We start from the raw sequence: 25,613 nt of genomic DNA, 5'->3' as shown, positions 1-25,613 counted from the left end.
CGCAATGAGAATCAAACTACTGCACCAGCTCCAGATTTTATTCGTCCACACCATCCCCACCCACTTTAAATCAATATACTTTTAGTACTAATCATTATAAACAAAAATAGCATTTATACCAACCCCTACGTCATCTGCTCAGTTAAAATAGTATGAAAGTTCGTTATTGGCCCTTTCTGGATTTCCATCAAAATCCCCATCGGGGTGAAAGGATAGTTTTTGGTTTCTTCTTTTGTTGAAAAACACCTGTTTTACGCAGGCTAATCTGCCCTCCAAAACTATTTGGCAGTAATTCACCTGAGTCAAGTGCAAGTGCTCCGTTTAAAACGGTTCCCCCAAACAAGTTAACAGGCAACGACGCTGTTAATAAACCTGAAAATTGGTTTGGAATAGTTATATAAGGATTTGGATAGGTGCCGGCATTTTGGCTAAATGATAAACGGGTCGTTATATCTACCTTACCAGCTACTAAAGCGCTTAAACCTAAGTGAAATACACTAACTCGGTTGTTGGCAATGCCATATCGCGGAGGTAACGACGAATTAACTTCTTGTTGTGGCGTCAAAAATGGAGTACCAATTGTACGACCAAAGTATGTCCAGCCATCTAAATATTGGCTATGGTTAAAGTAATCATCCCGTCCTCGTCGCTGCGGATCATCAAGGATAAATACATCTCCACCCTGGCTCCCTGTAAACAGATATTCTACAGTAAACTGCCGCAGAAAAAATGCTGAATTTTGAGGCTCATTCCGATTTCGCAACCGTAAGCCATTCAGACCATCGTCCAGATTAGTACCATAAAAGAGCGACCCATCATCATAAATAAATTGGCGATAGACAAACAGATTCCAATGGCCTACATTCACATCTGCCGCCAAATCAACTGAGCCTAGATGATTTCCAATTCGATTTTCCTCAAAATGTGTAATTGTCTGAATATTCTTATCTTCCGAAAATGGATCTCGCGTACCCAATACAACTGCCGGGAAGTATTTGATATTTGACGGCAATCGTCCGTCCGTTCCAATATTTGGGCTTACATAGTCAGTATGCCCTCCCCACATCACCTGATGATTAAATCCTCCATATAGTCGAAATCGCCAAGTTGGCTTCCCCAACCGGCCATAAACCGAAGATTGGTGTAGGTAGCTTCCTTTTATCAATCGATCAGCATTTTCAAACCATCCATGAGAAAACGTTCCCATTAAGGAGACGACACCTTTTGTAAAGGCAATAGGTGTAAACTGAGGAATAGCAAGTTGAATTTTAGGAACTGGTAACGCATTTCCCGACCAGATGTATGATCCTGTCGTTAGCAAGGTATCCATTAAGCCAATCACCTCTTTTCGACGCCCAACATAAAGCTCTAAAGCGCCCCAGCGCCCTTTCAAGTAAGCTTCAGGAAGTAATACTTGATTGGTTTGGCCTACATTAGCAACAGCATTTATTCCATATCCCCAATCTATTCGTGGTTTATAGCCTGTACTGTCTGTTGATTGGTAGTCAGCTCGTAATCCAACAGAAACCCTGCCTGTAGGACTTTTTAATGGAACTGTGCCATACTGATTTGCACGCAGCCAAAAAGGTGTGTTGTCTGAAGGAGCAAAACCACCTAGTTCAAATTGATACTGGTTTGCACGTTGTCCATACGTAATTCCAAACCCACAGGTAATATAAATTACCAACCAAACCAACAAACGAGCAAACTTCATAGAGAATACTGGCCTAATTGACAGATGGGCCATATATATGATCATTTACCACGCCCCTGAGCCATAACCCGGAGCGTTTGGGCGATGATCCACATATCGAATAAAAACGATCGACGTTCTGGGTAAATCAAGTCATAACGAAGCCGCTGGACCATTTCGTCAACGTTTGCAGCATAGCCATAACGAATCTGCCCAATAGATGTAATGCCCGGCTTTACATTTAGTAAAGAGCGATACTCAGGAGCGATTTCGACGATCTGGTCAATAAAATACTGTCGTTCCGGCCTTGGCCCCACAACTGACATATCCCCGATCAATACATTATAAAATTGAGGTATTTCATCAAGTCTGGTTTTACGCATAAACCGTCCCCAAGGTGTAATACGATCATCTAGTAAACCTGCCGATAGAACTGGCCCCGTTTTTTCAGCATCTACATACATACTGCGGAACTTGTATATCTTAAAAGGTTTCCCAGCACGACCAATACGTTCCTGTGCATAAAAGACAGGTCCTTGAGATGTGACTTTTGTGACTAAAGCTATAAGAAGGAAGAATGGAGCCCCTAAACCTAGAGCTAATAAAGAAAAAAGTATATCGAAAGAGCGTTTAAAGATGTTTACTCGAAAATCGGCTAGCACCTCCGATGATAAATTCAAAACAGGGAGGAAATCATGGTATTCAATGGAAGTGCTTCGAGCCAAAAATCCTCTAAAATCAACTAGTAATTTCACCTGATAATCAAGCAATTCAGCGTTGTCAGCAATAGGCCTTAAATTATCGTTATTAATATAAGGCATACAGCAGTAGACACAATCGATTCGCTCTTCTTTAATATATGTTGGAAGATCGTTGTAATTTCCAGCAAGCAAACCCTGGTTTTCCAGAGAAGGCTCATCAAAATAACCACAGAAACGAAAGCCCATTTCGGGGTGCGCATCATAGAAACTTTTAATAGATGCAGCTAGCTTACCATATCCGACAACCACATACCGTCGATTATTATATCCCCTGGCGCGAAACTCTCTCAAAAAGATTAACCCCCCTATTCGTATAAATGCAGCTAATCCAGTAAATAGTAAATAAGTTATAAGAAGATGTTCTCTCGAATAGTAATAAGCTCTAATAGCTACCCAATAGATTGAAATTACAGATACGTGGATGACCATTAAAATGAGCAATTTCTTTATTAAATGGTCAGCCTTAAAGAGCTGTCGAGGAAAAATATAAGGTTTTAGAACTAAGATTTCCAGTAACCATACTAGATTGAACAATCCTAATAGTGATGCATAAGGTGGTTCTAATAACGGATCAATAGGCCCAAATTTTATCCAATAGGCCCCTACAAAAGCCGCATTAAGGCTCAGAAAGTCAACAATTACATGAAGTGGAAAAAATAATATGGAATAACGATGTCTCATCCTTTCCAGGTCTACTCACCGGGTTTATCAACTAATTGTCATGGCTCAATAGTACTAAAGTAAGGTATTGACCTGAAGACTACATAGGAATATTATCCTACGGTTTAATCAATATTTCCGCAAATTAGTAATTAACTCTCACAAAAAAAAGCGTCATGTAAACAAAATAAAAAAAACAACTACTTATTTAAACTTCTATTCCAACTTTTGCGAATACTTACAAAAGTACCTAAGCCATTTTGATAAAGCTCCCCTTGATCAATAGCTACACTGGCATTAACCATCAATCCCCCCACAAAAGACATACCTAAACTAGCATAACCTGAGAACTGATTTCGAATTGTATAGTAAGGATTATTGTAGGTGCCCAAATTTCGACTAAACGATAATTTGATTTGATAAGACATCGGTCTCGCAAATAGACTCCAGAACATAGGTAAACTACCAGCCAACCCTGTGTGAAAAACGTAAACTCGGTTATTGGCAGTAAAAGTACCTGATGGATATTGGTCTTGGGGACCTAAAGCGGGAGGAATGAATGGAGTCCCAATCGTATGCTGACGATAGGCCCAACCGTCTCTGAATTGTTGATGATTAAAATAATCATCTTTTCCACGTCTTTGTGGGTCATCAATAATAAATTCAGGACCACCCTGACTAGTTGTATTCAAAAACTCAAAAAGAATATCTCGTATAACAGCATTCGGGTTGTTACGACGTAATCGTATCCCATTCAAACCATCTGCAATGTTTGTTAAGTAGAATAGGGAACCATCGTCATAAACGTTTTGTCGATAAACGAACAATGTATGCCTTACAAGGTCTATTTCAAATGCTACATCGATTGATCCAAGGTGATTACCTATACGATTTGTTAAGTCAAAATAGTTATACTGGCTTGTGTCACTTTGAGGAGGGAAAAGCCCTGTTACAACATAAAAATAATTAATCAATCCAGAAGGCAGTTTTCCTCCGGCCTGTACATTTGGGTTACTAGTAGGGTCAGTTAGATGCCCTCCCCAAACAACTTGGTGGTTCCCCCCGCCATATATACGTATAAGATCCTGTGGACGACCAAAGCGTAAATAAAGAGACTTCTGATGCAGCATTTTATTTTGGACATATCCATTCGCGTCTAGAAAGCCATGGGCAAACGTTCCCTGAATAGCAACCCATCCTTTAGTAAAGCCAATAGGTGTAAACGTTGGAATTGAAATCTGAATTTTAGGTACTGGCATTGCATTACCAGACCAAGCATAAGCTCCTGTCGACAGGGTAGAATCAACTAAACCAAACATTTCTCGTCTCCGCCCAGCATATATTTCAAAAACACCTCTACGTGCTTTTATGTAAGCCTCAGGTAGTAGTACTTTTTTCTCATAAGGTAGTTGATTGGATGACGCATTTACAACTACATTCAGGCCGTATCCGAAATCATATTTTGAATCACGCCAACGACCATTACCGTGGCGGCTAGAATCATATTGGCCATAAACACCCGCCCTAAATGTAACTACATTATGTCTATTAGGAACTATACCGAACTGATTTGCCCTCAGCCAGAAGGGAGTTTCACCTGAGGAAGATAAATAAGTTCCTATCTCAGCAGTAAACAGATTAGGCTTTCTAAGAGGTTGTGCAGACAATTGCAAAAAAAAAGTGCTCCATAAAACCACTATTAGTACTCTACATAAGGCTGCTATCAAACGCATACGCTGCCGGCCGTTAAACAAGGAATAAAAGAATTTACAATAATAATGCCGACGCTATCAATTTATTGCTGTTAGCGATTGTTGATGCTGCATATATTTATCGTTAACAAACTCCCTAATTTTATGTATAAATATAGGCTCGTCAAACGCTTCAGCATGCCTTCGAATGAATATTGGGTCAAAAAGGTGCTCTACTAATTCGAATTGCTTTACTGCCTCAATCAAATCTTCGATTGTTTGGTTCTTAAAAAAGAGAGCTGTTGCCTGCGAAGAGTTACTTTTCAACGGTATTTGAGTTGTGAGGACCCCACCAGTTCCATAGGCTATAACAGGCCGACCAGCAGCATTAGCTTCTAAAGGAGTTATGCCATAATCCTCATGCTGTGGAAATATAAAAGCTCGACATCCAGCATATAGTACCGCTAATTCTTCAGCTGACAAACCACTCAAAAATGTAACATTTGGCTTTGCTAAAGCCTTTATTTCTTCAGCTTGGACACCTTTCCCAACAACAATTAACTTATATCCTAGTCGGCTGAATGCCTCAACTACTAAATCTACTTTTTTATAATATTCCAGTCGTGAAACTATCAGAAAATAGTCTTTGGGGCCATTATTTACAAAAAATTTATTAACATTAACAGGTGGATTGATAATATCGAGATTTCCAGCAATATGATAGGCGTTACGTAATCGTTCAGATGTTTCATCAGTCATTGCCACAAAATAATTAGGGCGTTGACCAAACTTGAAATCTACCTTTCGCAGGTATTTCAGTACTATATCAAAAAGTATTTTTTTTACAGGGCCTGCTTCTTTGTATTGAGCATATGAAGTGGGATCCCAAGCCAGTCTAAAAGGTGTAAAACTATAACTGATAACTAATGCGTCAGGACGAACTTTAACGTATTTTGCACAGTGTGTACCTGACATTAATACTACATCATATTCTGTTAAATCATGTGATTGCATTGCCCAAACTCCTAATGGAAAGAATAGACTCTTCATCCTATCATCTGTTTTAGCAATGTACTGTAGCCAGGTGGTTCGAATATCGCACTCTTTAAATTCAGGAAAAGTAAGTTCGGGCTGATAACATTGTGTATAAATGGGTGCCTCAGGAAATGCCTTATGAAAACATAAGGCGACTTGTTCACCACCTGCACGGCACATTAACCCATCCTGTACAAGAGCTATTTTCATAATAAGAGTACTTACGTACGAATAACTTACCAACAAAAATAGGTAATCATATCTGTTTTGCTTATAATTAACAAAATGGCCCGCTCTCAAGCGGGCCATTTTGTTAATTTTTTATTAATCGACTACTTACTTGCTGTCGATCCGTTTTAAGGATAGGTATATATATACCTGATGAGAGCGCTTGAGGCTTCCATTCGAATGTGTGCTGTCCTGCAGATTGTGAACTATTCTCTAGCAGCCGTTCTATAATCTGGCCCTTTTCGTCAACAACTACCAGATTAATCTTCCCTGCCTCCGGCAATGTAAAGTTAATTACTGTTGACTGTTCAAAGGGATTAGGATAAGCTTTTAATTCTAGAGTGAATTCACTTCTATTCTCGATTGGCTTAATCTCAGCGGTGAATGTACTTCCATTATACGCAAGAAAACCAGGTGATAAGGTTATCGAACTGCCAGCCTGATAATCCACTACAGATGTAGGTTTAATATGATTGAAAGCAACTATGGTTTCTACAGCCTGTTCCAGATACTTACCACTCTTTTCGTAGCTAATCTGTATCCGTAAGGATTTAGGCGTAACCTGTGCTACGCATAACGAAGCTACGCAACAACTTACTATAGTTAGTATGAATCGCATGGTCGCTTTAGTTATGATGTTGTAGTCGATTAATTTGCTGCTGCATCCGCTTGCTCTGCTTTTTGAGCAGTTCATTTTCTTTCTTGAGCTCAATCATGTATAGAGTTAGCTCTTCTACTTTTTCCAGCAACTTCGAATCCATTTTGCCAACATCAATACCTTCATTTACAACTTGCTCGGCCGACGGAATACCCGGTAAATGCTGATTTGCTTTAATATATTGTTCAACTTCTGACAATTTTCTCAGGTGATAGGTGCGGCTAAACACCTTATCCGACCATTCATCAGCATTTTTAATAGCAACCTTCACTTTCTCAGTCAAAATACCTTCCGAAACAAATAGTCGATACCCTACAGGAGTTTGTTGAATGCCGGGACCGATTACCACTCCTCCTTCATTAATGTTTTTCAAGTTATTACCATCATTTATCCATGTCTCAGCTCCATCTGCCGCCAGACGAGCTCCATTGTTTGACGTACTCGCCAATATCACATCCCCTTGTTCATTGACAGTCAAAAATTTAGTTTGATTTAATAAAGTAGTAGAGGTAGCGCTCGTAAGGTTAGTAAAACGAAGGCCACTATTTCCGGCAGTACCCTGTGTAATTTCCAGCTTATTATTTGGGGCGGAATTACCGATACCAACGTTTGTATTATTACCCAGAATAATCGCATTGCTAACATTGACCTGAGCATTGGCACCTATAGCAACAGAATTGACTAGATTATTGCCAAGTGTACCTGCTCCATGGCCAATTGCGATATTATCAGAACCACTTACATTATTGACCCCAGATGCTGAACCAATTGCTATATTATTATTGGCATTTGTATTATAACCTGCATTATGGCCAATAAAAATATTCTCTCCTCCTACCTGGTTATTTAGACCGCTTCCTCCTCCTAAACTCACATTAAACTGGCCACTCGTATTCGCAGACCCTGCACTATAGCCTAAAAATAGATTAAAACTGCCTGATGTATTAGCGCCCCCTGCCGTACGTCCTACAAAAACATTATTGGTACCATTTAGATTGGCATAGCCAGCGTTGTGCCCAATAAAGGTATTATATTCACCCGTTGTGTTGGAATATCCAGTAGCATTACCAAAAAATGTATTATAACTGCCACTTACATTGGCTTGACCTGAAGCATTTCCAAGAAACAAATTGTAAAAGCCATCTACATTGGCTTTACCAACTCCACTTCCAATAAATGTATTTCCTAAGCCTGTGGTATTCGCCTGACCAGCCTGATAACCTAAAAATGTATTTCCATTGCCAGTACTATTGCTGGTTCCAGCCAAAGATCCTACAAAGACGTTATTTACTCCATGCGTATTAGTTCCACCAGCATCTGCGCCAACGAATGTATTATTATTACCATCCGTATTATTGTATCCAGCACCAGCTCCTAAGAATGAGTTATAATTTCCTGAGCTATTCGCTCGGCCAGCATTTACGCCACCAAATAAGTTACTAAACCCAGTTGCGTTTGAATAGCCAGCATAGGCCCCAAAAAATGAGTTGTTACTAGCAGACATATTACTAAAACCAGCAGAATATCCCAGAAAAGTATTCATTTGTCCACTAGCATTTTGGCTACCTGCTTGAGCTCCTACGAAAGCATTCTGTGTACCTGCCATATTTGCAGCTCCTGCTCCTCGGCCTAGCATGAGATTACTGGCCCCACTCATATTGGCATTTCCCGCTCCTACCCCTACCAAAGTATTATCACTACCAGGCGTTGCTGAGCTTGGAGTAGTGGCTACTAAATTAGTTTGCCCAAAAACCACTTGGGCGCTCAGACCTAGCAAGATTAATGCCAGATAACGATTAATTACTATAGTAAATACTTTATCCATAAAAACACTTATTTAATAGTCAAACAAAGGCAATTGTATGAAGCTAGGAAACTTAAGAATCTTTTACCCATAAAATTTATTTAACGCAACTGAGTACTTTAATCCACAAATCTTCAGACTAATCTATCTCTATGAACAAAAACAAAGTCAAAGCTATACAAAATCTATGTCATATTCTTAGCTTTCATAAGCAAAATTTAAGCCAATTCAGGCAAACTCAGAATAAACTTACTATCCAATCTCAGTAAATAAGTTTAACTTCATAGAGCATTGGGGCGATCTCATGTGAATAACCAAGTATCTATTTTGAAAAGGCCAAGTTTACGAAGATTGCTTTGAGGTTTGTTTACCCGGCACACGAATATCTGTAACCCAATAATACAATAAACTATATTTATGGACTACTATTATAGCTTTTAGAGGTCTAAATAGTTACTGAGATACACTACGCTTAACCCCTCTCGCCCCGATAGCTTTATTAGCACAACTCAATCAGTCACTAGCAGAATGAACAATTACCAGCTTTTAAGCCAACAGCCAGTAAAGTAGATCCGCCAACGAAATACAACCCAGTCCGACAGATTCTATAAAGTCCAATTTCTTGATGATTCGGACATCAAATAACGAGCCTGTTAAAGTCCAACAAAATACCCCCATGAGTTAGTACGAACTTTGCTTTGCCAAACAAATTCATACTAACTCATGGGGTACTTAGCAAAGATACCATCGAAACCTGGATCGTTTCACATTTGCCCGTTAAGAAATGAGGGCCACAGTCCTCGGTTCCCGCTATCAACTCGTTGCCTCAATGTTGTATCAACTCAAAACAGATTGTCAATGGCGAGAACTGCCCATCCTTGAACACTTTGGGCGAGAAGATGCTATTAGCTGGAACATGGTCTTCTATATTTCTTTAACTAGTCGTTGGCTGGTTGCTGGCAGGCTGTTTGGCTCCATCTACTGAAGAGATCTTCCACAATTGTCTGGGTCTGTCGAGTGCCGAATTTGAAGGTATTTATACACAGCAAAATGGTGATATGGCTGGTCTTCAAGGCCGTGAGGCTACTAATAGAACTAATACTTTGCTCATTACTGACCGTCAGGGCATTGTGTTGACCAGGTCTACCTCGCAGTCGGGTGAGCATGACACGGGTTGTCCTTACCCCGTTTGATCTTTTTGAGATTCAGACCTTATTTGAGGAGATGTGCATCCTAGCAGGTATCTGCCTAAAAGGGTTGTTGCTCAATGCGGACACAGGCTTTGATACCGATGGGTTCCGATTAGCCGAAGCCCAAGGAATCGTCTTGAACGTGCGTCCCAACCCACGTAACAGCTCTTCAGTGGCCTATGAGCCGGGATAACACATGTTTGATTAAGCTCTATAAACTAAGAGGGCGATCGTAGAATGTTCGAATCGCGGCTGGACGGTTCTAAGGCTTACTAGTACGTTTTGAGTTCTCCGTTCGCAACTGGAAGGCATTGCATTTCATAGCCTTCTTTATTATTTTCTTTCGTAAGATTCCTAAAACAAAAACTCTAAACAGGTTCAACATATTGAATTATCCCTTCGGTATTTCGATTAAACTGCAGATGGTATAGATGTCAACGAATTTTTCTCTGCATCGGGGCGGGATGATATCATTTTATATACTAATGATTACTCTAGAATAAATGTTATTTAATGAATTACCATCATATCCTCGAGTTGGGTCATCTGTTATGTTTACAGTAATATTTGATACGCTCCCAGAATTAGCGGATGTACGAGTAAGGGTAAAACCTAAGACAGAATTACTATTGGCCGGAATAGTTTGACCGGCATTTATTTTAAGTGTCAACTGCTGATTAGACACGTTATTGGTAACAGTCCATTTAGTATTATCAACACTAACCGGGTTACTACTTCCGCCACTTACATTTATACTAGTAATTGTATTATTAAAAGAAATGGAGTAACCTACAGGCACAGAAACCGTAATATTAACACTACCACTCGGAGTTTGTATACTATTGCTTTCAAAAAGGTTTACTGAAAAGCTCCTCACATTATCTGGTGCAGTAGCAAAATTACCTTGGGGTAAGTAAACAGTTGGAGTCAGATCAGGGCTTAGGTCTCTCAGCAATACAACTGATGAAAAAGAACTTAATGTGATCTGGTGATTATAAAATTGATTTTTAACATCACGATAATTACCATTAAGACTTATAGTAGTATCAGTTGAATGCGGGTTATAATAAAGTTTAATAAAATCATCCGGATTATCCTTAGTAATAGTAGCTTCCTGAAAGCTAATATTATCTAACCACATAGACTCTCCATCTTCAAGAGCCTGAAGTACTAAAACTGCATCTGAATCATTTACAGTAGCTGTAAAAGCGACTTCATAGTATTTGCGTGTAGTACCCAATAAAGAACCTACCCGAGTTGCCAATTCCTGCGCTCCGTTTCTTGTCCTTAAATAGGCATGTAACGTTTTCCCATTTATTGAAGATAAAGCATCAAATCGTAATACATAGCTTGTACCACTTGTAATAACGCCTAGATCATGGTATACAAAAATATAGGAAGCTTTAAAACCAGACGTAGGTTGAAAATAAATACGCATGCTGCCTCCATCAAGCTGACCGCCATTATTCCACTCCAATTTTCCATTATTGTAATAACTCTGCGAATACCATTCTGATATATCATTATTAAATGAACCATTACCAATTCTATTAGCACCTGTAATCGAGTTAATTTTGAAACCTTTATAATTAATAGGGCTTTCTTTTGAGTTTAAGTCTTTACTATAAAGTCGTTGCCAATCCTTTAGACCATACGCATTACTCGAATTTGTATTTACGTCTAAAAAAGCAGCATTTATTTTAATTGCGTCGTCAAATGGACGAGCATAATAGTTATTGTCAATATTTCCATACTGCCCTAAGTCTGTTCCAGCTGATTCATAACGTGCAACGGGTTGGGTTGGCGTTTTGCTAACCATAATATTGCCTGTTAAAGTATTGTTCCTAGGAGGACATGCATTCCCTGCTGCTAATACTAACTGACTCTCGTTGTTATTGAAGAATGTATTATTATAAACATTGTTATTCGAAACAGCTATCATAAATATACCTATCCCTCTACAATTGAAGACAGTATTATTACCTACTTCAACATTTTGAGTACAACCATCTAAGTAAACCCCATTAACACCCGAGTATGTAGGGCCTGGCACTGCTCCTTCAAGTGAGCCTATACCATTATAGATTATATTTGATATTATCTTATTATTAGACATTGATAACTGAGAGCCATTAAATGTGTAAACTCCCCCTCCCTCAGTTTTTGTTAATAAAAAGTTTGATATAACATTCTTACTTATAGTTAAACCCGTTGTTTGTGCTGAAAAACTTATACCATGGAATCCAACACTATCAATTATATTATCTTGAAAAATTAAGTTAGTTGTTACAAAAGTTGCTACTCCTAAATATTGACTATCTCCGCTATTTCCTCTACCAGGTATTATGCCTGCTCTTTTAACTTTATTTTTCCGAAAAGTTAAATTCGTTAGTGTTTTTATTTCAACCCCGTTGTTGTTACTTTGATCAATTAAATTATTTTCAACCATTACTGTATTACCTCCACCATGAATTACCAACCCATTTTGACCTGAATTAATTATATCAAGATTCGCAATCGTACAATTAGAAATATTAAAGGCACTTACACCTATTTCAAACGTTTCAGTAACTTTTAAATTTTGAATAGAGACATTCGTAACATTACCAAGATAAACTCCAATATTGGCTACAGTAGCAGTAATCTGTTGGTTATTAGGGTCTTGAAGGCTAAATAGCTGAAAAGTCTTAGTTGAAGAATTATAATACCATTCACCGCTTTGATCTAAAGTAGCCGGGTGGTTTTGTATGAAGTACCCCCACCCATCAGTTAAGTCATAGCCAGCATTTGTATTATTAAGAGTAAGTGCATTGCCGTTTTGCTGTGTAATAGGTGCTCTGTTTATTATCCATAAATTAGGCCTGTAGACAACTTCACCTCCCACCCAATTTGTTGTTAAAGGTTGCTGACTAACCAATTGTGTCTTACCTATATGAGATTGAACTGTTTGATATCCTTTATTCGATGCATCAAGGTTAGGGTACCGCCCCAACGGTAATGTAGAATTATTTTGATACAATCCAGTTACTGAAGTACCACAACTAGGGCAAGTCGCCTGCCATTTGTTTCCTCCAATACTCGTCCATCCGTTAACAAGAGTTGACCCAGATATAACAGGTTTATTCCCCCCCGCTCCATAAGCATCAATACGAATAGGGTTGCCCGCCCCCCCAGAGTTCACAATATTTAATGTCCCTCTAAATATATCCCCTCGGCGAAAAAGTACATTATCGCCTGCTTGCAATATTAATGTATTAACTTTATTTATTGTTTGAAAAGGTGTAGATTGTGATAAACCGTTATTAGAATCACTTCCTGCATTTGATACATAAAAAGTACGTTGCGCATTCGCAATTTGCGCAGTGCAAATCAACAAAATATATATTATTAGTCGCATACCGATCAAAATTGACTCTTTTCAAAGGTAACTCTAGAAAATACATTAATGTTTTATCGAGGTTACCCATAAAACACCCAGCTATTTATAATTTAGTTGCGCATTATATGTGGGCAGGAGTGAGTCCATCAAACGTATGGGCTAGCAAAAACAAATACACTTTCAATAGGTTTGCGAAAGTGATTTTTTAGAAACACATCTCAAGCCGCATCGGGCCAATGGCTACTCTTTTTCCGGTGAATTCGTAAATAAATTTGTTCATGCTCGGCATACAAATCCTCCTGCTCATAGTCGATGTAACCTTTGTCGCCGTAGAGTTCAGTTCCCGCTGGCAAATTGATACTCATCGACTGAAGAGCCGTTACATCCCAAAACTGCCTGCCACTACGAACTAACCGACAGGTAGGCAGTTTTCATCGACAATAACTTAGGACTTTCGCTTTAGAGGGAAATTGCTTGAATTCTGGGTCTAGCCAACTCACAGATCAGATAGTCTTTAAAAGAGATGTTCGAAGCCGATAGATGGTTTGCCCAGTTTGTTTGGCACTCACTTTCAGAGCTACCCAAACCTGATAGCAGCAAGCTAAGTGATTTCGTTGCGAACGGGCTTTTCGAGATTGGCATTTCTCTGAACTGTCAGTTGTTTGAAGCTTCGATGGAAATCCTCGATCTGCCACCGATTGTCATTGGCGAAGTCAGCCACAAATAGGTTTACAGATACGTCTAAGCTATTGGTAATGAACGCTCCGGCGTCCTGGCCAGTCAATGTCGCCGTTTGGGGAAACTATCTTGAACAGTTTGACCATAAAAGGTATTTTTTCAACTTGACGAGTAGCCCGCTGACCATCGTTTTCTCATCAAAAATCAATGCCTCCAAATGCTGATAGCTTATGGCTCAGTCTACACTTACTAAACGGTTGCTCTTCAGTGTGGTGAAGAAAGTTCAACCGTTTCGGTGAATGAGCTTAAGATTGGTAATGGAGGCATACCAACTATCAAAAAGTATTCGTCTGGTTTTGAGTCGTTTATGAGTGATGAGTCGCATAAACATTTCTTCAAAATGGTCATTCTTAGTTTCCCCATCGATGTCAGGATAGTAGATGTAGTAATCACTAGGCCAAAAACCTCCATCATTACCTGTCGAATGAACAAAGTTAACCAAGCCAATACCTTTAACTGTAGTGTGCTCATTGCCAGAGTATTGTTTCTTGACTAAATCAATAAAGAATGAATAGCGTTTGTCCTGTACACTGTCATCAACAATGATCGAAGCGGTTGATAAATCATCAATCTGGGCCTTGACTATAGCCCAGAGATAGCCGGGCTTAAAGCGTTCTGTTCGCACACTGACCACGTCGTGGCTCAGGTTGGGTTTATGGTCAGCCATGTTAGTACAGGTGTAATTAAAAGGAGTACTCAATAAATACTCTATGTACTCATTTTTAGTGATCATTCTACTAATTTACCATTTAAAAAAGGCTAGGCGAAAGTCCTATAAATGAATTTTAAACCCGTAGAAATATTCTTTTTTCGCTTCGTTGTAGCCATAATTGGCTTTCACTTGAAGGAGCTTACATAGGGGAATCCGGCAATTTCAACAAACGGCTACAGCGAATGAGTCGATGATATAACGACTACTGGTACTGAGACCTTTAAGGGTAAAGCCCAACGTATGAAACTGGGCTATTAGCCGGGCTTCAAGCCAATGCAGACGTCGATTAAAGCCTGCCTTGTCGATCATTTCAGGCCATGCTATTCTTACATATATTTCATGACTGAGGCTTGATTACCATAAAAGAAGAGAGTTGCCAGTAAAGCAGTAGTAGCAATTTCGGCCTGGTTAAGTTTACAGTGAGCATCTTCTTAAGGAGCGCTGATCTTGAAGAAATCGTCTAAAAAGCAGTAAATTGCTTTGGCCTTGTCAGTTATGGGAGTTGTTATTTTAGAACCTCGGAGACTCTAAAATACGCTCGTGACTAGCAGGCTCAGACTATCTCGCAACTTGAATTAAATATGTGTTGATAGATAAATTGGCCTCTAAACAGGACGAGGCTTTAGCCACAGCGGCTACGAAAGCCCTTCGCTAAAGCGGGTTTGCTGTCAAGAGCATTACGTTCGATAACTACCTGGAGTTTGCAGGCCATAAGTCGATAGGTCGGGCCTTGGGTGCTACTACTTTCTTTACCCATCCCTACCATAGAGCTGAACGAAAACACGAACGGCTTGATCCGTCAATACATTCCTGAAGCTTGCTTGATTAGTATTGTCAGGCCAACAGATGTATCCTGGATACAGGATCAATTAAACCAACGACATCGCAAAACTTTGGGTTATCTAAGCCCGGCTGAATTTGCTAAGAATGAGCTTTAGAGCGTGTTGGTGAATTATATTTTGGATACCGGCCTGATACGTTGTAGCATGAGTTGGATGTTAGCTAAAAGTAGCCAACCAACCGAAGAAGATAGCGTGAATTCGTAATCTTTGACGGTCCGCCGAAAAAAATTGGTCCAGGCAATGCTCCGCTCCACGACCCATCGTTTGGCAACGGGCACAAAGCCCTGAGCTGATTCAGGACGAGAAGCCCGCTCAAACCGGGTCGCCAGAGCTTTTGCAAAAACACCGCCGTATAACCCATCGCCAAAAACCATTTCAACCTAGTCGCCGTACCACAAAATATTGCTCACCAAGATTAATGCGGCAGGGCCATCAGCGTCATTGATAGCATGTACGTGAGCAGCCCACAAGCGACCACCGGTATCGACTAATAACTAGCGTTTGCGTCCGTTCGTTTTCTTATGTGGGTCAAGACCTCGATATTCACAGATCATAGGCACTAGCTTAACGCTTTGACTATCAATGCAAAACGCAGATAGGCTTCACGTTTTTCCTGTCTTCGATTTAGTTGATTCAACTCTCGGTTGATTCGTTCGAGAGTCCCATCCGTTTTCCAGCGATTAAAATAATAGTAAACGGCCTGTTAATGCGGGTATTCATCAGGCAAATTTCTCCATTGGCAACCTGAGCGCAATAGCCATAAAATCGCATTCATTACTTGGCATAAATCGAGTTTTCGTTTGCGTTTAAGGGATAAAAAGGACGATATTGTGGCCCACTGAGAGTCGGTCAGTTTAGAAAACTGTTTGGTCATTTCTTTGCATTTTGGTCGATACAAAGATGATACGACTCTCAGCCTTTATCAATTCCCAAACACGTTCTTATACACTGCAAATGAGAATGTTCGTCTTATTTTCTTAAAAAGAAGTGAATAAATATATCTTGAAACTGCCCTAAATATTTATATTTTGTCCTAATATTATATGAATATCCTGTTTCTTCAAAAGGCTTTAAAAAATCTGATAAATGGGGTATATCAGATTTATTCATAAGGTGATGGTACTCTAATAAATATTTACTTGGTAACGGTAATTTTCGGTTTGCTTGTAAGTCAGCCAAAATTTGACTTTCAGCTCCTTCTACATCAATCTTGACAACGTCTATTTCGTCTGTAATAAATGATGACAATCTAGCTGTTTGCACCGTATATTTCTTCTCACCCCCACGGCCTGTAAAAAGTGATCCATGGAGAGTTCCTAGATCATCACTCAAATAAAAGTCTAAAGGTTCAACATTATTAGCAAGAGCAACATTATATAAACTTACATCGGTAAGGTTATTTTCTGTCATATTTTTACAAAGCAATTCAAATGTAAAAGGATTAGGTTCAAATGCAATAATCTTGCACTTTGGGTATAATTTTTTAAAATATAAAATACTCATACCTATATTAGCCCCACAATCTATAATTTGGGGGCTATTATTCGAATGTTCGAAAAAGTAGTCTCCCTCTACAAAAACTTCCTGAAATAAAAAACCAATAGCTTCATAAGAAAACCCATATACTTTAAATCCAAAAATATTGTGAGATTTAATCTTATTATCTTTACGCTCAAATATCTTCTTAAACCATAGAACTAATAATGTTATGAATATATATAGCTTATCAATTGGTCTATTAAAATGGCTTTTAGCAGATAAATAAGTAAACTTTGCAATAAAGAGAGGTAGTTTTAACAAATCAGCCATAACCATAATAAGTATCTTAAACTATTTTAACACAATTGTCACAAAGGTAGCTTATTTATCATACAATATAAGACTACTGTTTGAAATTTTCGGTTACTCTACTTGATTATGCTCTATTTGCTTATGAAATCTGTATGGCTAAGCCTAATCGGGAGGCAATTCTGCTCAAAAATGAATGAAGTCAGCGAAGTTTAGGAACATCTATACCTCATTGTTCCCTCCCTATTACGAATGGCAACCTGATTAATGCTTATTTCATGTTAGATATCGGCAAAGAATGCTATCGTTTCAGCTTGTCCAAACCTAATAAACAATGCAACAGGCATTCGCATATAATTTTACAAATTTGATTTTCAACTAAAATGATTGATTGGCTGATTTAAGAAGCAGCAGTTCAAAAAACTGCTAGTTTAGAATACTCAACTTTATCATAGATAAATTAATGATTTTTAATTAAATATGTTCTAAAGACTGTTTTAATAGGCTTGTTAAAGCGATCTTTAGAATCACTCTCACATTCAAGTATAATATCTGTAGCCAAATTAAAAGGTGGTTTATCAAGGTAAACACCCGAATTATAAACAGTACGAATGTGAGGACCTTGATGTTTATCTAAATTTGCAATAATCCCCTCTCTTTCGGAAGGCTGCTCTTCTGTAACTAGAATATATTTATAATTTTTAAATTTAGCTATTATATTTTTTATCTGTTCATTACTTAAATGCTGTAATACTTGACGGATTGTACATAAGTCAGCTTTGGGCAAGTTATCTTCAACTATATTTAGTTTAACAAAGCTAGTGTTTTGGTTCCCATAATGAGCTTGATTATAGCTAATTAAATCATCAACAATATCTACCCCTGTGTAACGCAATTTATAATCTTTGGGCAAATAGCCAATAATTGATCCCCCTACTCTAAAATCTCCACAGCCAATATCGGCAATTGATTCAATTTCGTTTTCGACAATAAAATCCGCTACTGTCTTTACATAGCGGTAAATTATTTGCTCATCTGATCCTACTCCAGAATAAAAATCTGACTCTCCCTTTCCCCAAAGTTTTTCTCTGTATATATGTGTAAACAACTCTTCTGTTGGCATACCATCAAATTTAGAGTAGCGCCGATCTTGAAGCAGAACAACAACTTTCTTAGGAAGAATTGCTTTAATAAAGCGTAGTACTAGTTCTCTCATCAGTTAATATTTCTAATTTAGTTCTAACTAGACTAATGTTCATTACAATTTTTGAGTTAAGCAAGTTAATTGAGTAGTAAAACCTATTACTTGAATTAAATTAATTATCATTGTAATTATAAAAGCATAAATATGATTATTTAAATTGGGTTCAGAGATTTATATTATCAACAATTTGTGTTACCGAAAAACTCTCAATTTACTGGCATCGATATATAAAATAAAGCAAAATAACCTATCAATTATATTATTAATATTAGTTGCGTTGAATAATTTCTATTAATTCATGTTAGCCGATAAGCATCAATGAATTCAACGGGGCGAAATTGATTCTTTACTCACTGTCCAGCCAAGTATTCAGCATCGGATAATCTACTGTTTATATTTATCAAAACTTTTCAACTGCTCATAGTTTTATTAAAAATGATAATTTATCCATATAAATTCTTGGGCAAATATAAGCGGATTTAGTAAGTGAACAATATTCATGATCGTGTAAAAGTTTAGGCTTTTAGAGATCATACATACAATTACATATGATATAATATTCAGTCATAAAACCCTCCCAAATACTTGCCGCTTAAAGATTAAGGACAGGACTGTCTTGAGGTCCTCCCCAATACTGGCTCTTATGCAATTTGTGTGTCATATTGATTATTCAGGCTAAATGAGTATAAAACTTCCATTCCATTCCTTGTTTACTTGCCAAATCATAGCATGCCGTATTTTTCAAGAGGGTTGTAGGCTAGTCGTCTACTCAACTAATCAGTAGCTTAACTGTCCCCTCTACCAACAACTATCTAAACGCCTACATGGGTTTTATTCTCGGTAGCCTTCGGACGGGGGCTGTTTGTGCAGGTCGAATCAGCCAAGTAGCTTATGATCTGAGATGGGCCTAAAAATCCGGACACGAAACTTTTTAAATTCGTGTCCGGATTTTTAGGCCCATTTCAAGGAATCAATGAGTGGGCGATACGAAACGCTATGAACTTATTCGACTGAATCAGCATCTATCTATTGATTTACTGGAAGGTCTAACTACCGAACGCTTGCGAGTTTGGCTAATGGCCTATCCTAGCGTCGAAGTGATTACTCGGAATCGGTCAAGAGAATATGTACCGAGCGCTCGTAAGCTAATGAACAACATCAAGCTTTTAAATTGGCAGATGTATAGGTAGCTAAGCTGTATTTATTACGAAAAGGGTTCTTTATCGACACTAAACCGCACAAATTGCGTAAGAGTCAGTTAATCGGCAGGAGGTCAGTCAACTATCAAGTAGGTTTATGGGTTTTGCTTTATAAACAATTTATATGCATTAAAAATAGGCTTGTTTGTTACATGTGAATACTTATTTCGCCAAGCTCCTAGCCCATAAGAAACCTCACCTAAATTATAATAAGGGGATTGCTTATTCGCAAATGCAGGTTCGTCCAGAAGTTCATAAAAAAACACAGCGCCGATTTTTTTATTATATCGTATAAATTTTAAATTTCTTAAAAACCAATCTTTGTCTTTTTTGGCTAAATTAAATGATGATCCATTTCTGATATTGATCTCCGTAATCCATATTGGCTTATAAAAGCGCTTATATATATCATTAATTACATTTCCAAAATCGCCATTTGCATCTTGTAGATCTAACATTTCGGAATACCAGTGACAACCTATTATATCATATTTAACTTCGGTTTTATTTAGCAGTTCAAGAAATCCCCAATGCACCCAAGCATGGTTAATTATTATCTTTGCATATAAATCTTCTTTTCTTATGCCGTTACAGACACCTTTAAAATATGACATTATAGTTGAAGCTTTAACCGTATCAAAGTCAGCTATATTTGTTCCATGCCTTCCAGGTAAAATTAAATTATTATCTTCTTCATTACCAACTTCATAATAATCAAACGTATTCTTATAGTTTTTAGCAAAATTCCTCCCATAATTATATCCATTCTGGTAAGCTTTCTGAGAAGATTTTTGGTTATATACACTAGCATTAAAAACTAAGACAGGCAATAATTTAATATTGTTCTTCTTTAATTTTTTTATTATCAAATTATATAACTCTTTATTATGTACTGATCCGTTTGAGTCAGTAGGCACATCAAATCGATAAAATTTGCTATTTAATTCTTTTATAATATTTATTTGTAAGTCAATATTTTCCGAGTAAGATTCTTGAGTTAACGGATGTCCACTAACGCCATATTTAAAACTACCATTCCTGCTCTGTGCTAACAAGCAATGGCTGATTTGGAGAGCGAGTATGACAATTAATTTACTTGAAGGCATAGAAATCTTTGCTTAATTTATAAGGCAACATAAAATAAGGCAAATAGTTTAAATTTATAATCTTCAACATCTAATAACATATTTTTATAAGCTTTAGAACTAAATTAAGTATAAAGAGAATAGTTACTATTTTCTCTCACTAAGCCTTATTAGCGTAAGCAATCTATAGATCTTTTAATAATATTTGCGAATTTTTGAGCTGAGTTCTGTTCACTAAAGTAGCGAACACGCTCGTATCCTAGACGAACTAACTCGCCCCGCAATGCCTCATCTGTCATTATTCGCTCGAGGCCCGCTTGAATACTACTTATATCATAAGGATCCACGTACAAACTTGCATCTGCACAAACCTCAGGTAAACTTGTTGTGTTGGATACTAGAGTTGGGCAACCACAGGCCATTGCTTCTAATGGAGGAAGACCAAAACCTTCAAAAAACGAGGGATAAGCAAAAAGAGCTGCATGGTGGTACAAACTTATCAATTCGTTATCATTCACATAGCCGGTAAATGTAACGGCCTCATCGCCTTCAATCAAACTCCGAAGTGTATTATCAGCAAACACTTTATGCTGCTGGCCCACTATTACCAGACGGGTATCGGTCAGCCTAGCAGCCTTGAAGGCTTTAATAAGCCCCAGAAAGTTCTTTCTGGGATCTATTGACGAAACACCTAATATATAGCGTCCATATCTATTAGGCAACAAATTGGAAGGGGGCGCCTGGAAAAGCTCCGAAACACTCGAATAGATTATATCTATCCGCTCTTTGGGTATATGCAGAGTGCGGCATATATCATCCTGCGAATAGTTGCTAACTGTCAGTAAATGTCTGGCATTTTTAGCAACTCTGGGTATCATTAATTTATAGATGAACGCAAATTGCTTTGAATACCATTCTGGATGATGATAAAAAGCAATATCATGAACACAAACTATATTCTTATTATAATAAATCGGAGCACTATTCCCCAGATTAATAAGAATGGGGTTTTTTTTATTCCTCAGAAAAAATGGCAATTCAAGTTGTTCCCACATTTGGCCATTAGTGATGTTACCCCAACATTCGACATCAAGTTCAGAAGCCAAACTTGAATCCACAATATTTTTTGGTGAAACAAAGCGAATAGTAGGAAATATTTTTTTTATTTTTAATGAAAGTTCAATAGCAAAGCGCTGGACACCTGTTACTTTCTGCGTAAGAAATCTAGCATTAACATAAACATTACTGTCCAGCATTTATTAAATCTAACTAGTTAGAGTGTTATATTACATATAATTAAGCGTATTAATTATATGTAATCATTACTTTTCTGTGTAACAAAAATAACCTTAATTATTAACCAAAGTTTCAATCAAATTAAATCAGTTACAGTTTTACCACTATGTCAAATCTGCCTCTATTTGCTTAATAATATTTGCGAATTTTTGAGCTGAGTTCTGTTCACTAAAGTAGCGAACACGCTCGTATCCTAGACGAACTAACTCGCCCCGCAATGCCTCATCTGTCATTATTCGCTCGAGGCCCGCTTGAATACTACTTATATCATAAGGATCCACGTACAAACTTGCATCTGCACAAACCTCAGGTAAACTTGTTGTGTTGGATACTAGAGTTGGGCAACCACAGGCCATTGCTTCTAATGGAGGAAGACCAAAACCTTCAAAAAACGAGGGATAAGCAAAAAGAGCTGCATGGTGGTACAAACTTATCAATTCGTTATCATTCACATAGCCGGTAAATGTAACGGCCTCATCGCCTTCAATCAAACTCCGAAGTGTATTATCAGCAAACACTTTATGCTGCTGGCCCACTATTACCAGACGGGTATCGGTCAGCCTAGCAGCCTTGAAGGCTTTAATAAGCCCCAGAAAGTTCTTTCTGGGATCTATTGACGAAACACCTAATATATAGCGTCCATATCTATTAGGCAACAAATTGGAAGGGGGCGCCTGGAAAAGCTCCGAAACATTGGGGTAAACTACATCTAACCGCTCTTTGGGTATATGCAGAGTGCGGCATATATCATCCTGCGAATACTTACTTATAGTTAGTAAATGTCTGGCATTTTTAGCAACTCTAGGTGTAATAAAGTTATAGATGAACGCAAATTGCTTTGAAAACCATTCTGGATGATGATAAAATGACAAATCTAAAACGGCAACAATACTGTTTTTATATGTTATAGGACCTTCATTTCCTAAGTTTACAAGTAAAGGATTGCCTTTTTTTGAAAGAAAAAAAGGCAACTCAAGGTGCTCCCAAATTAAGCCATTTTTTGAATGACCTACAATTTTAACATCCAGTTTATCTGCTAATTGCTTATGAATAATTCGGTCAGGGGCTACAAAAATAGCATCCGGTAAATATTCCTTCGCTACAAGACAAAGTTCTGAGGCAAACCGCTGTGTGCCCGTCATTTGCTGAGTGAGGAAACGAGCATTAATTACTATCATGCTACTATTTTATATTTTTCGCTATCAATTTGGTTATAAGCAATTCCAACTAACAACCACAAAGACAAAAAAGAGTATTCAGATACGCCAGCCATCATAATGCAATAGACAACAATCAAAGCCATTTTTAGTCCTTTATTACGAGGAGTATTTTGTAAGACAAAAACTGGCTGTAAAAGGAAAATTGTAAATAAAGTAAATCCAATCAAGCCCGTATTTACCAATAAAGTCGAAAAAAATTCCGCAGATCTAACATAGCCAAAGCCTACGCCAGTGAAAATCAACCAGACAGGTAAGTTAAGAAAATAAGATAAATGATTTGTAAGATTTTGGGTCCTATCGACTCCAGAATAATTATTTTGATTTAATTTATCTAATAATGCCTCTTTTATAATTATATTAACTATTGATTCAGCAAATAAGGTGGAAATCGATACAATAAATACGACACCAACGATCAAAATAATAATTCTATTTTTTGAATAAACAACTAATGTAACAAAATAGATACCTATGCCTAATATAAAAGTCCCAGAAAAAGTAAGTAGTAAAGAAGCAAACAATAGACTTGCAATCTTAATTTGATTATCATGAAAAAAATAAATACAAAAAGGCAATATTGAAAATACATACATTGAAGGCTCACCTGTCAGGCTCACAAAACGAGTCACATTAAGTCCAGCAATATAAATTGCTTGAAAACCTATACTTGCAACATCATCACCAGATATTCTATTTGAAAGCTTATCACCGTTATTTCCAAATAAAAAATAATAAAACCAGAAATAAAAACCAATAAAAACAAATATTATTAGAGCCTTTATTAAATGTTTGTCATGACGATTTTTATCATAATAAGTTCTAACAAAAGTAAAAGTAATAAAGCACGATATTAAATATAAAGATTGAGTGAATAAGCTACTTCTTAAATAAGGTTGTGCATCCTTGCTAATAGTTATTATATCAGATGAATTAGGTAATATAGGAAATATAATTATATAAAGTTGCGAAAGCAATATTAAACCTACATATATTAATACTAATAAGATCAGTCTGGACAAGAAAAACCCACTATATTTTGGCACGCTCAATAAGCCTACAGGCAGCGCCAAAAATGATAGCACATAACCGACTGTAGCCCCTTTAACGGCTGTTGTAATAACGAAAGAAGTTATAAATAGCGTATAAAGCCATATTGACAAATATGATTTTATACTTATTTTAACTATTAAACTATCCACTTGGAATAAAATTTTGTACAACTAATAATTTATTATTTAATCAGATAGATACGATAATAGCTCCCGTACTGATTTGGAAAACAATAAATGATTAAATTTTGCAACTTGCTTATATCCTAACTCCACTAGTTTATAGCGTTCACTTGGCTCATTAACGAGCTTTAACATAGCATTTACTATGCCGTTAACATCTGTTGGGTTAATGTACAAACTAGCTTCACCGCATACTTCTGGGAGACTAGCAGCATTGGAAACCAATGTCGGACAACCACATGCCATAGCCTCTAAAGGTGGTATACCAAACCCCTCAAAAAAAGAAAGGAAAGCAAAAAATAAAGCATGCTTATACAGACTAATTAGCTCTTGATCGGAAATAAACCCTGTAAATACAATTCTCGGGTCATCTTTATACAAGTGATATAAAGAGTATTTACTCTCATCCATTTGCACATTTCCTACAATTACTAATTTAACATCCGGTAGGTTTGCTTTTTGAAAAGCCCGAATTAAGCCTTCAAAATTTTTATGTGGATTAACAGATGAAACGCCTAATATATATTTACCATATTTATTAGGCAATCTATTAGTAGCAGACTGATTTAAAAATATAGGCGGTATTGTAGGGTATATTACCTTGATCTTTTTAGAGTTAATTTCAAAATGATCAGCGATATCTTTTTTTGAATATTGACTAATTGTAATTATTAGTTTTGATGACTGAGCAATATGCGGAATAATGTACTTATAAAACTGAATTTCACGTTTTGGATAAGCAAAATAATGGTTAGGAAGAAGTGTTTCACAGTGTTCATAGAATAAATCTAATATAGAAACAATTTGATTTGTATACAACAATGGTGCTGTGTTACTTAAACTAAGTAGTAATGGATTGTTATGCTTCCAGAGATACAAGCGCAAATCAGTTTGCTCCCAAATCAGCCGGGATTTATTCAAGTCTTTAATAAACGAGCTAAAAAAGCTATTAATCTGAATAACTTCTAATTCTTTTGCTATAGTTGGGTGCTCAATATTTTTAGGTGCCAATAAAATAACGTCATCGCCAAGAGTCTTTTTCAACTCATAGGCTATAGCTAAAGCAAACCTAGATATTCCAGTAATTGATTTAAGGCTAAGAAAGCTTGCATTTATGTATAATTTCATGCTGTGCCAATTCAATTAATGATGACATTATTTAAAGAATATCTCTAAGATACACCATGCTTTATCCCTA

Annotated in this window: 18 protein-coding genes and 3 pseudogenes; 1 reads left to right on the top strand and 20 read right to left on the bottom strand. The window is 37.3% G+C overall.

Features of this window, described 5'->3' with window-relative positions:
• Nucleotides 1-187: 187 nt before the first annotated feature.
• The 7 genes from ACYVFD_RS05285 to ACYVFD_RS05255 all read right to left on the bottom strand — a co-directional run bounded on the left by ACYVFD_RS05285 (nucleotide 188) and on the right by ACYVFD_RS05255 (nucleotide 9,696).
• Nucleotides 188-1,714 (bottom strand): capsule assembly Wzi family protein, encoded by a 1,527-nt coding sequence (locus tag ACYVFD_RS05285; protein WP_461088727.1) that lies wholly within the window; start codon nucleotides 1,712-1,714, stop codon nucleotides 188-190.
• Between the two features lie 41 nt (nucleotides 1,715-1,755).
• A complete protein-coding gene (locus ACYVFD_RS05280; RefSeq protein WP_461088726.1) occupies nucleotides 1,756-3,135 on the bottom strand; it encodes a sugar transferase in 1,380 nt (459 codons plus the stop codon).
• Between the two features lie 179 nt (nucleotides 3,136-3,314).
• Nucleotides 3,315-4,847, bottom strand: a complete 1,533-nt coding sequence (locus ACYVFD_RS05275) for a capsule assembly Wzi family protein (RefSeq protein WP_461088725.1) — start codon at nucleotides 4,845-4,847, stop codon at nucleotides 3,315-3,317.
• Between the two features lie 57 nt (nucleotides 4,848-4,904).
• Complete coding sequence (locus tag ACYVFD_RS05270) at nucleotides 4,905-6,050, bottom strand: glycosyltransferase (protein WP_461088724.1); 1,146 nt, start codon at nucleotides 6,048-6,050, stop codon at nucleotides 4,905-4,907.
• Nucleotides 6,051-6,153: 103 nt separating this feature from the next.
• Entirely contained in the window at nucleotides 6,154-6,687 is a 534-nt protein-coding gene (locus ACYVFD_RS05265) for a T9SS type A sorting domain-containing protein (RefSeq protein WP_461088723.1), read from the bottom strand.
• A gap of 7 nt (nucleotides 6,688-6,694) precedes the next feature.
• Nucleotides 6,695-8,551 (bottom strand): beta strand repeat-containing protein, encoded by a 1,857-nt coding sequence (locus tag ACYVFD_RS05260; RefSeq protein WP_461088722.1) that lies wholly within the window; start codon nucleotides 8,549-8,551, stop codon nucleotides 6,695-6,697.
• Between the two features lie 917 nt (nucleotides 8,552-9,468).
• Nucleotides 9,469-9,696, bottom strand: coding sequence for a hypothetical protein (locus ACYVFD_RS05255; protein WP_461088721.1), 228 nt, complete (start codon nucleotides 9,694-9,696; stop codon nucleotides 9,469-9,471).
• Here ACYVFD_RS05255 and ACYVFD_RS05250 point away from each other — a divergent pair.
• On the top strand, nucleotides 9,695-9,913 hold the full coding sequence (locus ACYVFD_RS05250; RefSeq protein ID WP_461088720.1) for a hypothetical protein: 219 nt from the start codon (nucleotides 9,695-9,697) through the stop codon (nucleotides 9,911-9,913). The two genes, ACYVFD_RS05255 and ACYVFD_RS05250, sit on opposite strands and share 2 nt — an antisense overlap.
• Before the next feature lie 282 nt (nucleotides 9,914-10,195).
• Here the strand turns inward: ACYVFD_RS05250 and ACYVFD_RS05245 are convergent, their stop codons facing one another.
• From ACYVFD_RS05245 to ACYVFD_RS05185, 13 genes and pseudogenes are all read right to left on the bottom strand, one after another.
• Nucleotides 10,196-13,117 carry a right-handed parallel beta-helix repeat-containing protein gene (locus tag ACYVFD_RS05245; protein WP_461088719.1) on the bottom strand — a complete coding sequence of 974 codons (2,922 nt, stop codon included), beginning with the start codon at nucleotides 13,115-13,117 and terminating at the stop codon, nucleotides 10,196-10,198.
• A gap of 103 nt (nucleotides 13,118-13,220) precedes the next feature.
• Nucleotides 13,221-13,544 (bottom strand): annotated as a pseudogene (locus tag ACYVFD_RS05240) (IS982 family transposase); the annotation flags it as partial.
• 14 nt (nucleotides 13,545-13,558) lie between these two features.
• Nucleotides 13,559-14,570, bottom strand: a pseudogene (locus ACYVFD_RS05235) (IS701 family transposase).
• 42 nt (nucleotides 14,571-14,612) lie between these two features.
• A pseudogene (locus tag ACYVFD_RS05230) lies at nucleotides 14,613-15,046 on the bottom strand (transposase family protein); the annotation flags it as partial.
• A 455-nt stretch (nucleotides 15,047-15,501) separates the two neighbouring features.
• Nucleotides 15,502-15,765 carry a hypothetical protein gene (locus ACYVFD_RS05225; protein WP_461088718.1) on the bottom strand — a complete coding sequence of 88 codons (264 nt, stop codon included), beginning with the start codon at nucleotides 15,763-15,765 and terminating at the stop codon, nucleotides 15,502-15,504.
• Between the two features lie 329 nt (nucleotides 15,766-16,094).
• Nucleotides 16,095-16,265, bottom strand: a complete 171-nt coding sequence (locus tag ACYVFD_RS05220; protein ID WP_461088717.1) for a transposase — start codon at nucleotides 16,263-16,265, stop codon at nucleotides 16,095-16,097.
• A 95-nt stretch (nucleotides 16,266-16,360) separates the two neighbouring features.
• Complete coding sequence (locus ACYVFD_RS05215) at nucleotides 16,361-17,200, bottom strand: FkbM family methyltransferase (RefSeq protein ID WP_461088716.1); 840 nt, start codon at nucleotides 17,198-17,200, stop codon at nucleotides 16,361-16,363.
• 439 nt (nucleotides 17,201-17,639) lie between these two features.
• A complete protein-coding gene (locus ACYVFD_RS05210; RefSeq protein WP_461088715.1) occupies nucleotides 17,640-18,395 on the bottom strand; it encodes a class I SAM-dependent methyltransferase in 756 nt (251 codons plus the stop codon).
• A gap of 1,282 nt (nucleotides 18,396-19,677) precedes the next feature.
• Nucleotides 19,678-20,688: a glycosyl hydrolase gene (locus ACYVFD_RS05205; RefSeq protein ID WP_461088714.1), complete on the bottom strand. Its 1,011-nt coding sequence runs from the start codon at nucleotides 20,686-20,688 to the stop codon at nucleotides 19,678-19,680.
• A 149-nt stretch (nucleotides 20,689-20,837) separates the two neighbouring features.
• Nucleotides 20,838-21,923, bottom strand: coding sequence for a glycosyltransferase family 4 protein (locus ACYVFD_RS05200; protein WP_461088713.1), 1,086 nt, complete (start codon nucleotides 21,921-21,923; stop codon nucleotides 20,838-20,840).
• 144 nt (nucleotides 21,924-22,067) lie between these two features.
• Nucleotides 22,068-23,141, bottom strand: coding sequence for a glycosyltransferase family 4 protein (locus tag ACYVFD_RS05195; RefSeq protein WP_461088712.1), 1,074 nt, complete (start codon nucleotides 23,139-23,141; stop codon nucleotides 22,068-22,070).
• Entirely contained in the window at nucleotides 23,138-24,382 is a 1,245-nt protein-coding gene (locus ACYVFD_RS05190) for a hypothetical protein (protein ID WP_461088711.1), read from the bottom strand. The genes ACYVFD_RS05195 and ACYVFD_RS05190 overlap by 4 nt, the downstream gene beginning before the upstream one ends.
• Nucleotides 24,383-24,418: 36 nt before the next feature.
• Nucleotides 24,419-25,543 carry a glycosyltransferase family 4 protein gene (locus tag ACYVFD_RS05185; protein ID WP_461088710.1) on the bottom strand — a complete coding sequence of 375 codons (1,125 nt, stop codon included), beginning with the start codon at nucleotides 25,541-25,543 and terminating at the stop codon, nucleotides 24,419-24,421.
• Nucleotides 25,544-25,613 lie beyond the last annotated feature (70 nt).

This window comes from Spirosoma gilvum (genome assembly GCF_054776815.1).
This window is presented reverse-complemented; position numbering and strand designations above follow the sequence as displayed.

What these genes read in the sequence shown, in the direction of transcription:
- ACYVFD_RS05275 (WP_461088725.1), bottom strand. Translation starts at nt 4,847, where the DNA reads ATGCGTTTGATAGCAGCCTTATGTAGAGTACTAATAGTGGTTTTATGG.
- ACYVFD_RS05265 (WP_461088723.1), bottom strand. Translation starts at nt 6,687, where the DNA reads ATGCGATTCATACTAACTATAGTAAGTTGTTGCGTAGCTTCGTTATGC.
- ACYVFD_RS05210 (WP_461088715.1), bottom strand. Translation starts at nt 18,395, where the DNA reads ATGAGAGAACTAGTACTACGCTTTATTAAAGCAATTCTTCCTAAGAAA.
- ACYVFD_RS05205 (WP_461088714.1), bottom strand. Translation starts at nt 20,688, where the DNA reads ATGCCTTCAAGTAAATTAATTGTCATACTCGCTCTCCAAATCAGCCAT.
- ACYVFD_RS05280 (WP_461088726.1), bottom strand. Translation starts at nt 3,135, where the DNA reads ATGAGACATCGTTATTCCATATTATTTTTTCCACTTCATGTAATTGTT.
- ACYVFD_RS05250 (WP_461088720.1), top strand. Translation starts at nt 9,695, where the DNA reads ATGACACGGGTTGTCCTTACCCCGTTTGATCTTTTTGAGATTCAGACC.
- ACYVFD_RS05215 (WP_461088716.1), bottom strand. Translation starts at nt 17,200, where the DNA reads ATGGCTGATTTGTTAAAACTACCTCTCTTTATTGCAAAGTTTACTTAT.
- ACYVFD_RS05220 (WP_461088717.1), bottom strand. Translation starts at nt 16,265, where the DNA reads ATGACCAAACAGTTTTCTAAACTGACCGACTCTCAGTGGGCCACAATA.
- ACYVFD_RS05285 (WP_461088727.1), bottom strand. Translation starts at nt 1,714, where the DNA reads ATGAAGTTTGCTCGTTTGTTGGTTTGGTTGGTAATTTATATTACCTGT.
- ACYVFD_RS05185 (WP_461088710.1), bottom strand. Translation starts at nt 25,543, where the DNA reads ATGAAATTATACATAAATGCAAGCTTTCTTAGCCTTAAATCAATTACT.
- ACYVFD_RS05225 (WP_461088718.1), bottom strand. Translation starts at nt 15,765, where the DNA reads ATGGTTTTTGGCGATGGGTTATACGGCGGTGTTTTTGCAAAAGCTCTG.
- ACYVFD_RS05200 (WP_461088713.1), bottom strand. Translation starts at nt 21,923, where the DNA reads ATGCTGGACAGTAATGTTTATGTTAATGCTAGATTTCTTACGCAGAAA.
- ACYVFD_RS05270 (WP_461088724.1), bottom strand. Translation starts at nt 6,050, where the DNA reads ATGAAAATAGCTCTTGTACAGGATGGGTTAATGTGCCGTGCAGGTGGT.
- ACYVFD_RS05260 (WP_461088722.1), bottom strand. Translation starts at nt 8,551, where the DNA reads ATGGATAAAGTATTTACTATAGTAATTAATCGTTATCTGGCATTAATC.
- ACYVFD_RS05195 (WP_461088712.1), bottom strand. Translation starts at nt 23,141, where the DNA reads ATGATAGTAATTAATGCTCGTTTCCTCACTCAGCAAATGACGGGCACA.
- ACYVFD_RS05255 (WP_461088721.1), bottom strand. Translation starts at nt 9,696, where the DNA reads ATGCTCACCCGACTGCGAGGTAGACCTGGTCAACACAATGCCCTGACG.
- ACYVFD_RS05245 (WP_461088719.1), bottom strand. Translation starts at nt 13,117, where the DNA reads ATGCGACTAATAATATATATTTTGTTGATTTGCACTGCGCAAATTGCG.